12 protein-coding genes are annotated in these 12802 nt (G+C 64.5%); 5 read left to right on the forward strand and 7 right to left on the reverse strand.

Going from position 1 to position 12802, the window contains the following annotated elements:
- Window positions 1-2 precede the first annotated feature (2 nt).
- The 5 genes from J2X56_RS16140 (at window position 3) to J2X56_RS16160 (ending at window position 5432) form a co-directional block, all read left to right on the forward strand.
- A complete protein-coding gene (locus J2X56_RS16140; protein WP_134221554.1) occupies window positions 3-797 on the forward strand; it encodes an SDR family NAD(P)-dependent oxidoreductase in 795 nt (264 codons plus the stop codon).
- A gap of 27 nt (window positions 798-824) precedes the next feature.
- Window positions 825-1862 (forward strand): L-idonate 5-dehydrogenase, encoded by a 1038-nt coding sequence (locus J2X56_RS16145; RefSeq protein ID WP_121044242.1) that lies wholly within the window; start codon window positions 825-827, stop codon window positions 1860-1862.
- A 228-nt stretch (window positions 1863-2090) separates the two neighbouring features.
- Window positions 2091-3644: a methyl-accepting chemotaxis protein gene (locus J2X56_RS16150; RefSeq protein ID WP_310160876.1), complete on the forward strand. Its 1554-nt coding sequence runs from the start codon at window positions 2091-2093 to the stop codon at window positions 3642-3644.
- Window positions 3645-3880: 236 nt separating this feature from the next.
- Entirely contained in the window at window positions 3881-4216 is a 336-nt protein-coding gene (locus tag J2X56_RS16155; RefSeq protein ID WP_310160877.1) for an MCP four helix bundle domain-containing protein, read from the forward strand.
- On the forward strand, window positions 4170-5432 hold the full coding sequence (locus J2X56_RS16160; protein WP_310160878.1) for a methyl-accepting chemotaxis protein: 1263 nt from the start codon (window positions 4170-4172) through the stop codon (window positions 5430-5432). Before J2X56_RS16155 ends, J2X56_RS16160 begins: the two co-directional genes overlap by 47 nt.
- On the opposite strand, the gene J2X56_RS16165 is transcribed toward J2X56_RS16160, so the two are convergent.
- The 7 genes from J2X56_RS16165 to J2X56_RS16195 all read right to left on the reverse strand — a co-directional run bounded on the left by J2X56_RS16165 (window position 5429) and on the right by J2X56_RS16195 (window position 12619).
- Complete coding sequence (locus J2X56_RS16165; RefSeq protein ID WP_034334064.1) at window positions 5429-6517, reverse strand: alcohol dehydrogenase catalytic domain-containing protein; 1089 nt, start codon at window positions 6515-6517, stop codon at window positions 5429-5431. The genes J2X56_RS16160 and J2X56_RS16165 overlap by 4 nt on opposite strands.
- Before the next feature lie 24 nt (window positions 6518-6541).
- Complete coding sequence (gene dhaL / locus J2X56_RS16170; protein ID WP_121044239.1) at window positions 6542-7192, reverse strand: dihydroxyacetone kinase subunit DhaL; 651 nt, start codon at window positions 7190-7192, stop codon at window positions 6542-6544.
- Entirely contained in the window at window positions 7189-8202 is a 1014-nt protein-coding gene (locus tag J2X56_RS16175; protein WP_310160883.1) for a dihydroxyacetone kinase subunit DhaK, read from the reverse strand. The genes dhaL and J2X56_RS16175 overlap by 4 nt, the downstream gene beginning before the upstream one ends.
- 44 nt (window positions 8203-8246) lie before the next feature.
- Window positions 8247-9026, reverse strand: coding sequence for a GolD/DthD family dehydrogenase (locus J2X56_RS16180; RefSeq protein WP_310160885.1), 780 nt, complete (start codon window positions 9024-9026; stop codon window positions 8247-8249).
- Complete coding sequence (locus J2X56_RS16185; protein ID WP_371925506.1) at window positions 9023-10012, reverse strand: substrate-binding domain-containing protein; 990 nt, start codon at window positions 10010-10012, stop codon at window positions 9023-9025. The genes J2X56_RS16180 and J2X56_RS16185 overlap by 4 nt, the downstream gene beginning before the upstream one ends.
- Window positions 10013-10046: 34 nt before the next feature.
- Window positions 10047-11033: an ABC transporter permease gene (locus tag J2X56_RS16190; RefSeq protein WP_310160886.1), complete on the reverse strand. Its 987-nt coding sequence runs from the start codon at window positions 11031-11033 to the stop codon at window positions 10047-10049.
- Window positions 11034-11140: 107 nt separating this feature from the next.
- Entirely contained in the window at window positions 11141-12619 is a 1479-nt protein-coding gene (locus tag J2X56_RS16195) for a sugar ABC transporter ATP-binding protein (RefSeq protein WP_121044230.1), read from the reverse strand.
- Between the last annotated feature and the right edge of the window lie 183 nt (window positions 12620-12802).

The raw sequence follows: 12802 nt of genomic DNA on the forward strand, positions 1-12802 counted from the left end.
ACATGACCATCAAGACCACCCCGTTGCCCGCAGGTTTGCAGGGCTTTTCCCTCGAAGGCAAGCTGGCCCTGATCACCGGTTCTTCCGGTGGCATCGGCCTGGCGCTGGCGCGCGGCATGGCCCAGGCGGGCGCTGCCATCGTGCTCAACGGACGCGATGCCGGCAAGCTCGCCACCGTCGCGGCGCAATTGCGTGCCGAGGGCCACACCATCCATGAAGCCAGCTTCGATGCCACCGTCAATGACGAGGTCAAGGCGGCGGTGCAGAAGATCGAAAGCGAGATCGGTGCCATCGGCATCCTGGTCAACAACGCCGGCATCCAGCGCCGCAATCCGCTGGAAGAGTTCAAGGAATCGGACTGGCACGATCTCGTCAATACCAACCTGAACAGTGTCTTCTATGCGGCCCAGGCCGTGGCACGCCACATGATCCCGCGCGGTGCCGGCAAGATCATCAACATCTGTTCGGTGCAGAGCGAGCTGGGCCGTCCCAATATCGCGCCCTATACCGCCACCAAGGGGGCGGTGAAGATGTTCACCAAGGGCATGGCCATCGACTGGGGCAAGTACGGCCTGCAGGTCAACGGCCTGGGTCCCGGCTACTTCAAGACCGAGATGAACATGGCCCTGGTCAACGATGCCAAGTTCACCGACTGGCTGGTGGGCCGCACCCCGTCGCGCCGCTGGGGCGATGTGGAAGACCTGGTCGGTGCTGCCGTGTTTCTGGCCAGCGACGCGTCACGTTTCGTCAATGGCCACATCCTCTACGTGGACGGCGGCGTGACCGCTACCTTGTAAATCATTTAGCTCATTTCGGAGATACACATGCAACAAGGCCTCGTCATCCATGCACCGCACGACCTGCGCATTCAGCCGCTGGAGTCCGCTCCTCTTCAACCGCAGCAACTGAAAGTCAAGGTGAAGGCCGGCGGCATCTGCGGTTCGGACCTGCACTACTATCACCACGGCGGTTTCGGCGTGGTGCGCATCAAGGAACCGATGGTGCTGGGCCATGAAGTCTCGGGCCAGATCGCCGAAGTGGGTTCGGCCATCACCGACATCGCACCCGGTACCCGCATCGCCATCTCGCCCAGCCGCCCCTGCGGCGTGTGCAAGTACTGCCAGGAAGGCAAGCAGAACCATTGCCTGGACATGCGCTTCTACGGCAGTGCCATGCGCACCCCGCACGTGCAGGGTGCGTTCCGTCAGGAAATCATCATCGAACGTTCGCAGGCCCACATCGTGGCCGATCATGTCACGGATGGCGAAGCGGCCATGGCCGAGCCGCTGTCGGTGGCGTTGCACGCGGTGCGCCGCGCCGGTCCGCTGGTGGGCAAGCGCGTGCTGGTGACTGGCTGTGGTCCGATCGGCGCGCTGGTGGTGGTGGCCGCGCGCCGCGCCGGTGCATTGGAAGTGGTGGTCACCGATGTCGCCAGCATGCCGCTGCAAGCGGCCCTGCAGGTGGGCGCGGACCGTGCCATCAACATGGCCGAGACGCCCGATGCGTTGAAGGCCTATGCCATCGACAAGGGGACCTTCGATGTGCTCTTCGAAGCCAGCGGCAATGAACGGGCGCTGGTGGGGGCGCTGGAAGCGCTGCGTCCGCAAGCGGTCATCGTGCAGGTCGGCCTGGGAGGCGACATCCAGTTCCCGGCCAATCTGCTGGTGGGCAAGGAGCTGGACTGGCGCGGCGCGTTCCGCTTCCATGAAGAGTTCGCCATGGCGGTCGAGCTGATGAACCGCAAGCTGGTGGACGTGAAGCCCTTGATCACGGCGACCTATCCTATCGCCCAGGCAGTGGAAGCCTTCGAGATCGCCGGTGACCGCTCCAAGATGATGAAGGTGCAGATCAGTTTCGACTGAGCATGATGCGGGCGGTCCCGATGGCCCCGCCCAAGCGCCTTCCCCACTGATGCCGCCCGCTTCATTGCCGGGCGGCATTTTTTTGCCCGCCGCGCAAACGTTTTTCCAACAGCGTAGGACAGGCATTGCCGCCCGCTATAATTGCGTCGTCAAATCTGCAGGGGGGCCGCGCTGAGGGGCGGGCACCTTTTCATGCAGCCACCGTATTACCTCTGGGGGGAGGAAACCATGTCCAGGCCTGGGCTTCGTACGCTGACCGTCGGTCAGCGCCTGTCGGTGCTGATCCTGCTGGCCTTGCTGGGGCTGGTCGCAACAGCGGCCGTCAGTTTGCGTCAGATCGAAAACGTTTACCATGCGGCCAATTACGCGACGGTCAATACCGTGCCCAGCGTCACCACGCTCGATGATGCGCAGGCGGCCTTCAATGCCATCCAGGGGCGCATCTACCAATACCTGGTCAATCCCGATCCGCTTGACCGCGCGCGTCTGCTGAAGGAGATCGAGACACAGCGCGCACGCCTGAACCGGTATCTCAAGACCTACGCCGAGGCTTACATCACCGACGAGACCGACGGCCTCATGCTGGCCGATGACCAGGCGCGCATCGTCGCCTTCGACGAGGTGGTGCAGCGACTGTTGAAGGTCTCCGATGAGGACCGCATCGAGGACAGCTTGCCGCAGGCGATCCTGGAGTTCCGCGCCAGCATTGATGCCGTGCAGGTGACCTTCGGCCGTCACCGTTCCTACAACATCGCGTTGGGTGATGCCAGTGCACTCAGTGCGCGCGAAATGATCAGCGATGCGCTGCAGACGGTCAGCCTGCTGGCGGGCGGGATCATGCTGGTTCTGCTGGGGTCCGGTTGGCTGCTCACGCGGACGCTGTTGCGCCAGATGGGCGGCGAACCGGGGGATGTGGTGACGGTGATGCAGCGCTTGTCCGATGGCGACCTGGTGCAGCAGATCAGCGTGAAGGCACGCTACCGCGACAGCATGATGCACGCCATCCAGAAGATGATGGAGCGTCTCTGCCTGGTGGTGAGCGAGGTCCGTGGCAATGCCGAGGGGCTGGTCAGCACCGCCGAGGAGGTCAGCGCCACCGCGCAATCCTTGTCGCGCGCCTCCACCGAGCAGGCTTCCGGCGTCGAACAGACCAGTGCGGCGCTGGAGCAGATCCACGCCTCCATCCTCAGCACCTCACAGAATGCCCGGCTGACCGACCAGATCGCTGCGGCCGCTGCCATCGAGGCGCGCGCCTGCGCCGCTACCGTCAAGCAGATGGTGGAGGCCATCCAGCAGATCGCCGGCAAGATTGTCGTCATCGACGACATCGCCTACCAGACCAACCTGCTGGCATTGAATGCCACCATTGAAGCAGCGCATGCCGGTGAGCATGGCTCCGGCTTCGCGGTGGTGGCCGCCGAAGTGCGCCGGCTTGCCGAGCGCAGCCAGTCGGCCGCGCAGGAGATCGACGAGGTCGCGCGCAGCAATGTCGCCCTGGCCTGCGCCGCCGAGCGCCAGCTCAACGACATGGTGCCGACCATTGCGCGCACCTCGGCTCTGGTGCAGGAAATCGTCCACTCCTCGGAGAGCCAGTCGGCGGCGGTCAGCCAGATCAGCCAGGCGGCCAGCCAACTGGCCCAGGTGATTCAGCAGAACTCGCTCAGTTCGGAGGAACTGGCCGTGACCTCGGAAGAACTCAACCGGCGCGCCGTGCTGTTGCAGACCACGGTGAGTTTCTTCCAGTGCCAGCTGGCGCGCGGCATGCAGCCCCGGCTGGCATAGGCCAGGTGCCGTTGTCCTGACGGGAGATTTTCGTGAGGGCTGGTGAGAGCTCGTGAGGATGCCGTCGCGCAGCGTTGCCGGACGGTGTTTTCTTTTGCAGCGCATGAGAGGACAGCGCGGCCCCGATTGACAAGGCAGGTCGCCGACGATAATTTCATCGACAGCTCTGCAGCGCGCAGCAGCGAGGGGAGCGCGCCAACAACGCAGCCACAGCCTTGCCTCTGGGGAGAGGAATCATGTCCAGGCCCGGGTTTCGTTTGCTGACCGTCGGTCAGCGCTTGTTCGTGCTGATCCTGCTGGCGTCGATGGGGCTGGTGGCGACCGCCATCGTCAGCTTGCGCCAGATCGGCAATGTCTATGAGGCGGCCAGTTACGCACAGGTCAATACGGTGCCGAGCGTGACCACGCTGGACGATGCCCAGGCCGCCTTCAACGCCATGCGCGAGCGCGTCTACTTCTACCTCATCAACCTCGATCCGGCGGACCGTGCCCGCCTGGTGCAGGAGATGGACCAGCTGCGCGCGCATGAACGGGCATCTCAAGACCTATGGCGATGCCTACATCTCCGATGAGACCGATGGCGCCATGCTGGCCGAAGTGTATGCCCGCATTGCGGGTTTTGAGGAGGTCCGCAACCGCTTGCTGGTGGAGAGCGGAAGGAGCCTGGTCCATGACAGCCATACTGCGCTTGGCCTGGAATTTCGGACTGCCATCGACAGCGTGCAAGCCAGCTTTGCGCGCCATCGTTCCTACAACGTCGCACTGGGTGAGGCCAGCGCATTGAGTGCGCGCGAGATCATCAGCCATGCGCTGGAGTCGGTGGCTTTCGTGGCGGGCGCTGTATTGCTGGCGTTGATCGCTGCGGGCTGGCTGCTCACGCGCACCTTGCTGCACCAGATGGGAGGTGAGCCGGGCGAGGTAGTCACGGTCATGCAGCGGCTTTCCGACGGCGATCTGTTGCAGCAGATCCGGCTCAAGCCCGGCTGTGCCGACAGCATGATGCACGCCATCCGCAAGATGGTCGAGCGCCTGGGGCGGGTAGTGGCCGAGGTGCGCGGCAACGCCGAGGGCATGGCCGAGACCGCTGCCGAAGTCAGCGCCACGGCCCAATTGCTGGCCACGGCGGCCACCGAGCAGGCCAGCGGCGTGGCGCAGACCAGCACGGCCCTGAGCCAGATCCATGCCGCCATCCTCACCACGGCGGACAATGCCCGCCTGACCGACCAGATCGCTGCGGCCGCTGCCGTGGAGGCGCATCAGTGCGCGGATACGGTGGGTGAAATGGTCGCGGCGATCCAGGTGATTGCCGGCAAGATCGCCATCATCGATGACATCGCCTATCAGACCAATCTGCTGGCGCTCAATGCCACCATTGAAGCCGCCCATGCCGGGCAGCATGGTGCCGGTTTTGCCGTGGTGGCGGGTGAAGTGCGGCGTCTGGCCGAACGCAGCCAGGCTGCTGCGGAAGAGATCGACCAGGTCGCACGTGATCACACGGTCCTGGCCAGCCGGGTCGAACGGCAGCTCGGCGACATGGTGCCGACCATTGCCCGCACCTCGGCGCTGGTGCAGGAAATCGTGCAGTCGTCGGAGCAGCAATCGGCCGCCGTCAGCCAGATCAGCGTCGCGGCCAGCCAGCTGGCGCAGGTTGTTCAGCAGAACTCGATCAGTTCCGAGGAGCTGGCGGTGACCTCCGAGGAACTCAATCGCCGGGCCACGACCTTGCGTTCCTCGGTCGGTTTCTTCCAGTGTCAGCTGGCGCGCGGCATGCAGGCCAGCCTGGCTTAGGGCTTGAGCAGTACCTTGATCGAATCCATCGAGTCGGCCATCTTGATGGCGGCTTCCCATTCAGAAAGGGCATAGTTGTGCGTCACGATGCCGCGTGAGGTCACCAGGCCCCGCGCCAGCAGGTCGATGGCGATGGGATAGCAGTCTCCGCTGAGGTGCGCGCCGCGCAAGTCCAGTTCCTTTTCTTCACCGATGATGGACCAGTCCACAGTAGTGTCACGGCCAAAGACGCTGAACTCCACGAAGCGGCCCAGCTTGCGGATCATGTCCAGTCCTTGCGTCACGCCGGCGGGCGCGCCGGTGGTCTCGATGTAGACATCGCAGCCATATTGGCCGGTGGCTTCGCGCACGATCTTCTGCGCATCCTCGCGGCCCGGATTGATGACGATATCGGCCCCGTATTCACGTGCCAGTTGCAGGCGCTGGTCGGAGAGGTCGATGACGATCAGTTTCTTCGGCGTCTTGAGGTGCGCCACCTGGACCATCAGCAAGCCCAGCGTGCCCGCACCGGCAATCACCACCACGTCATCGAGCTGGATGTCGCCGCGGTTGACGGCATGGATGGCGCAGGACAGCGGTTCGGTCACGGCGGCATCTTCGAATGAGATGTGCTCGGGAATCTTGTGGATCACCGCCCGCGCCGACAGCCGCATGTAGTCAGCCATGCCGCCCTCGGCCACCTGGCGCTGGAAGCCGTAGACATCATGCACCTCGCACATCCAGCGATAGCCGGTCTTGCAGTAGCGGCACTTGCCGCAAGGCACGATCTGTTCGGCGATCACCCGGTCGCCCATGGCCACGCCGTGGTGCTCGGCTGCGCCCGGTCCCATCTCCACCACATGGCCCCAGAATTCATGGCCGGGAATCACCGGTGGCTTGACATAGGAGGGCTTGTTCTTGACCTCGTCGCCCCAGAAGCGCGCAGCACCGGCGAAGCACTTGCAGTCACCGGCACAGATGCCGCACGAGGCGATCTTGATGATGACCTCATTGGGACCGGCCGCCGGCCGCTTGACCCGTTGCAGGCGATAGTCGCGTGGTGCGTGGCAGACCACGGCCAGCATGTCGTCGTCATGGAAATGCATGATGGGATGTCCTTTGCTTGGGGATTAGTGGTGCAGGCCGGCCTGCAGCGATTTGGCCAGGCTGCCGAGGATCAGCGCGCAGGAACAGGCACCGGCATCGAGCACGCCGATGGAACGCTCCCCCAGCCGGCTGGCGCGGCCGATGCGGGCCTGCAGGGCGCGCGTCGAATCGCGGCCGGTGTCGGCAGCGTGCTGCATGGCCTGCAGGCAGGCGGCGAAGGGCAGGTCGCGGCCCAGTGAGAGGCGGAAGGCGTCGCGTGCCGGGATCAGGCTGTCCATCAGGGTCTTGTCGCCGACCTTGGCTTCGCCGATGGCCTGCACGGCGGCAATGCCCTCGTCCAGGGCCTTCAGGAAGAGCTGGCGGTCCAGTGTGGGCTGGCCTTCCAGCACCGTGCTCATGGCCATGAAGAAGCTGCCGTAGAGCGGACCCATGGAACCGCCGATGCCTTCCATCAGGGTGATCGAAAGCGTATCGAGGGCCGCCGCCAGCGAGGTTTCGGGATCTTGTTTGAGACGTTCACCGCACAGGCTGAAACCCTTGCTCATGTTGATGCCGTGGTCGCCATCCCCGATCGCGCCATCGACTTCGCTCAGCCAATCGCGGTGCTGGTTGATGGTCGACACCAGATCCTGTACCACCCAGGCAGCCTGGCGCATGTCGAATCCGGAGTTCATGGCTGGCCTCCCTGGCGCAGGCCGATACTGTCGCAGGGGGCGGCCAGGCATTGGTCCAGCTGCGCATCCAGGCGCATCAGGGTCAGCGTCACCCCCATCATTTCCAGCGAAGTGAAGAGATTGCCCACGAAGCTGTGCGCTACCTGCAGACCGGCTTCGCGCAGGCCATCGGCGACATCGGCATAGAGGATGTATTGCTCCATGAGTGGTGTGGCCCCCAGGCCCGAGAGCAGCACGGCGACCTTGTCGCCACGAGTGAAGGGCAGGTCGGGCAGCAGCTTGTCCAGCATCAGGCGCGCCATGTCGCGCGCTGGAACCACGGCCTGCACCGATACTCCCGGCTCGCCGTGATGGCCGATACCGACTTCCATCTCGCCATGCTTGATCGTGAAGTTGGCCTTGCCGACCGCCGGGATGGTGCAGGCCGACAGGCCGATGCCGATGGAGCGCGTGTTGTCGATGGCTTTTTGCGCGGCCTGTATCACTTCATCCAGCGTGCCGCCTTGCGCGGCCACCGCACCTCCGGCTTTCCACATCAGGATTTCACCGGCTACGCCGCGCCGCTTGCCGGGCTGGTCGGGCGGTGCCGAGGCGGCGTCGTCATTGGCCACCACGGTACGCACCTGGATGTCGGCGCGTTCGGCCAGTTTGATGGCCATCTTGACGTTCATGTTGTCGCCGGCGTAGTTGCCATACAGGCAGGCGATGCCCTGCCCGCCATGGGCGAGCTGGAAGGCGTCCATGAAGGATTTTGCGGTGGGTGAGGAAAACACTTCACCCACGGCCACGGCATCGATCAGGCCCTGGCCGACGTAGCCGAGAAAGGCCGGCTCATGGCCGGAGCCGCCGCCGGTGACGATGCCCACGCGGCCCGGCGTGCCGGCGCTGCGATGGCGCAGTACGCGCGGATTGTCAGGGTGGGCGGACAACCCGGGATGCGCGGCCAGCACGCCGCGCAGCATGTCCTCGACGACCAGGTCGGGGTTGTTGACGATGCGATTGAGAGTCATGAATCAGTCCTTGGAAAACGTCGGTCCACTGCAAAAACAAAGCGTCAGGTCACGGTGTAGCCGCCATCGATGAGGATGTTCTCGCCCGTGATCATGGTCGCCTGCGGGCTGGCCAGATAGGCCACCAGATGCGCCACTTCGTCGGGCTGGGCGAAGCGGCCCACGGGAATGCGCGCCCGCATCGCCACCCCCACCGCGCCGGCCCAGGCCTGCTTGCCCAGTTCGGTTTCCACCACCGTCGGTGAAATGGCATTGGCGGTGATGCCGTGGCGCGCCCATTCCAGCGCCAGCACGCGCGTCAGCGCCACCAGTCCGGCCTTGCTGGCGCAGTAGGCGGCATGCCGCTCCAGCGCTACCACGCTGGCCTGCGAGGCGAGGTTGATGATGCGTCCGCCCTGCTGGCGCTGCATCAGCGGAAACACCGCCTGCGCCAGCAGGAAGGGGGCCTTCAGATTGATGGCCATGGTGCGGTCCCAGTCGGCGCAGGTGGCCGATTCGGCCTCCTGCAACAAGGCCACGCCGGCATTGTTGACCAGCACGTCAATGCGTCCGTAGTGCTGCTCCACCTGGGCGATGGCGCCGCCGATGGCGGCTTCATCGCAGACGTCGAGCACCAGGCCCAGGTGCGCGTGGTCCGGCCCGAGCTGTCGGGCCAGCTGCAGCACGGCATCGCTACGGTCCACCAGCACCAGCCGGGCACCGCAGCGCGCCAGCAGCTGGCTGGTGGCCAGCCCGATGCCGGCTGCAGCCCCCGTGACCAGGGCCACGCGTCCGGAAAAATCATGCGGCCGCGTCATCGCATCGGCAGACAGGGCTGCGCTCATTTCTTGACCTTTTTCAGGAAGGCATCGGCGTTCTCCGGGGTGATGGTGGTCCAGGGCACGGTATAGGATTTCTCGGTGCCGCCCTTCCAGGGAAGCTTGTCGCCGTACTCGGTCCAGATCGTCGAGCGCGGCTGGTAGGACGGCCCCTTGATGGCCCGCAAGGCTACATCCAGCGCGCCTTGCGCCTGCGCTTGGGCATCCTGGAACTGGGTCACCATCTCGCCGCGCTTGACGGCGGCAATGGCATCGGCAATGCCATCGATGCCGACCACCGGGATGGTCTTGGGATCGATGCCTTTGGCCTTGATGGCCTGCAGTGCCCCCAGCGCCTCATCATCGTTCTGCGCCAGCACGCCCTTGATCTGGCCGGGATGGGCGGTGAGCCAGTTTTCCATCAGCGCCATCGATTCCGCGCGCGACCAGTTGCCGGTCTTGCGGGCCAGCACCTTGACGTCCTTGTTGCGCGCCAGCACTTCATCGTTGCCACGCGCACGCTCGATCTGCGCGGACTGGCCGATGGGCCCTTCGATCATGACGATGTTGCCCTTGCCGCCGATGGCCTTCATCAGCGCTTCCGCTTCGAGGCGGCCGGCCACCACGTCATCGTTGCCCACGTAGGACGTCAGCACATCGCCCTGCACGCGGGTATTGGAGCCGATCACCGGGATGCCGGCCTTGACCGCCTTCTGCACCGGTGCCGCGCCGGCCTTGAGGTCGATGGGCACGAAGATGATGGCGTCATACTTTTGCAGGATCATCGTGTCGAACTGGTTGCTCTGGGTGAGCGCGTCGTAGTTGCCGTCGAAGACGGTGACCTGCACGCTGCCATCCTGTACTGCCGGATGGGCTTTGAGCTGATTGCTCCACATCTGCATGAATTCGCCCTTGAGACCGTAGACGGCCGCGCCGATGCGCAGGGGCTTGTTCTGGGCGCTGACGCCGGTGGCCACGGCCATCAGCAGCAGGCTGGCGAGGGTTTTCTTGATCATGAATCGTCTCCGTGTGAGTTGTTGTGGGACTTCAGTTTTTCTTGCGCGAGGAATCCAGCAGGACAGCGCCGACGATGATCACGCCCTTGATGACTTGCTGGTAGTAGGAAGACACGCCGAGCAGGTTGAGCCCGTTGTTGATGACGCCGATCAGCAGCGCACCCACGACTGTTCCGCCCAGGGTGCCGGTGCCGCCCGAGAGCGAGGTGCCACCGATGACCACGGCAGCGATCGCATCGAGTTCATAGGACACGCCCGCCTGCGGCAGCGCCGCCGTCGTGCGTGCGGCCAGCAGGACGCCGGCCAGGCCGGCCAGCAGGCCGCTGGTGACGTACACCGCGAAGTAGACCTTGCGGGTATCGATGCCGCTGGTCTTGGCGCTGCGCGCATTGCCGCCGACCGCATAGATGTAGCGGCCATAGACGGTGAAGCGCAGCACGAACCACGACACCGCGATGACCACGCCGAAGATGACGATGGGCACCGGCACGTGCAGGATCTGTCCGCCACCGATGGACAGCAGGCCCGGCGGCAGGTCCGAGACCGGCATGCCGTCGTTGTAGATGTAGGTGGCACCGCGTGCGGCGCTCAGCATGCCGAGCGTGGCCACGAAGGAAGGCACGGCCATGCGCGCCACCAGCAGGCCGCTGATGGCACCCAGCCCGGCACCTGCGCCCAGTCCGGCCAGCACCGCGACCGCAGGCGGATAGCCGCCACCGGTCGCCAGCCACGCCGTGACCATGCCGGAGAAGGCCAGCAGCGCACCGACCGACAGGTCGATGCCGCCGGTCAGCACCACATAGGTCATGCCGATGGCGAGGATGCCGTTGATGGAGGTCTGGCGCAGGATGTCGGTCCAGTTTTCCAGCGTCATGAAATACGGCGTGGCCAGCGAGAGCGCGATGCACAGCACGATCAGGGCCGCCAGCACACCGTAGCGCGCATAGGCCTGGCGCAGGCTGGTGAAGGAGGGCGAGGCCAGCCGGCCGGCGGAGAGGGAAGTGGGTTTGGTCATCATGGGTTCGTCATGGATCGTCATTGGATCGTCGGTGGATCGTCATCGGGATACATCACACGGATATCGCAGACGGCTGCTCCATGGCAGGCACGCACTGCGTCCCGCGTTTACGAGGCCAGGTGCAGCAGTTCTTCCTGCGTGGTGGCATGCGCATCGACCACTTCCACCACGCGGCCGCGCTTGAAGATGGCGATGCGGTCGCACAGGTCGAGGATTTCCTGCGCTTCGGAAGACACCACCAGGGCGGCACCGCCGTCCTGCACGAAGCGGTCGATCAGCTGGTACACCTCGCGCTTGGCACCTTCATCGATGCCGCGCGTGGGTTCGTCGCACAGCAGGCAACGTGGCTGGGTCGAGAGGCAACGCGCCAGCACCACCTTCTGCTGGTTGCCGCCGCTCATGGAAGAGACCGGCAGATGCGGTGAACTCACCTTGATCTGCAGGCGCTGGATCATCTGCCGCACCAGCGTATCGACGCGGCTGCGCCGGATCAGCGGCAGGCGCGACATGCGCCGGTACGCAGCCAGCACGATGTTGTCCTGGATCGAGGCGCACAGCACCAGTCCGCTGTCCTTGCGGTCTTCGGTTACCAGTGACAGACCAGCGGCGATGCTGGCCGCAGGCCGGCCTGCGGGCAGGGGCTGCTGCCGGAGCGTGACGGCCCCCTGGTCGGGCCGGGTCAGGCCATAGATGCAATTGAGGTATTCGCTGCGGCCCGAGCCCATCAGGCCATAGATGCCGACCACTTCGCCCGCATGAACCTGCAGCGAGACCTGGTCGAATTCCCCTTGACGGCCCAGTGCTTCGGTCGACAAGATCGCCTCGCCACCCTGGCGACGGCGGCGCTCCTGCACCTGCAGCGTGCGGCCGACGATGGCCTTGACCAGGCTGGCGCGGTCGATGTCCCGGATCAGGCCGGTCTCGACGAAGCGGCCGTCGCGAAAGACCGTGTAGCTGTCGGCGATCTGGAAAATTTCGGAAAGACGGTGCGACACGTAGATGATACCGGTGCCTTGTGCGGCCACGCTGCGGATGGCGCGGAACAGGACTTCGGTCTCCTTCTCGCCGATGGCCGAGGTGGGCTCGTCCATGATCATCACGTCGCAGTCGTGGCTGAAGGCCTTGGCGATTTCCACCAGTTGCACCTGGGCCAGGCTCAGGTCCTGCATGCGGGAGCGCGCATCGACCTGGAATTGCAGGCGATCCAGCAGCGCCTGCGCCTGCCGTTCCATGGCGCGGGTGTTGACGCAGAGCCCTGCGACGCGGGGCTCGCGGCCGAGGTAGAGATTTTCTGCCACGCTCATGCCGGGGATGGGCGAGAGCTCCTGCGTGATGATGGCGATGTGGTGCTGCAGGGCTTCGGCCGGCGAATGGAAATCCACCGGCTGGCCCTTGAGGCGGATCTCGCCGCCATCCCGCCGCAGCAGGCCCATGATGATGGCCAGGAAGGTCGATTTGCCGGCACCGTTGCCGCCGCACAGCGCATGCACGCTGCCGCGCTTCAACTGCAGGCGTCCGTCGGCCAGCGCCACGACCTCGTGGAAGGACTTGCTCACTCCATGTGCTTCCAGCAAAAGCTCTGCCATGGCTGTCTCCATACATGCGCTGGTCAAATGTCCAGCGATGGGTAAATGTTTGTTGTGAGCCCATCATTGCAAAGAATTTTTTTGCTGTCAATGCTCATTTGCTCATCGCTTTAAATAACTTTTTCTTCTTTTTTGCGGTGCAATAATGCATTTATAAGGTATTAAAGCTGAATTACTGCAGTT

The organism is Herbaspirillum sp. 1173 (assembly GCF_031455335.1).
Lineage (GTDB): Bacteria > Pseudomonadota > Gammaproteobacteria > Burkholderiales > Burkholderiaceae_D > Herbaspirillum > Herbaspirillum huttiense.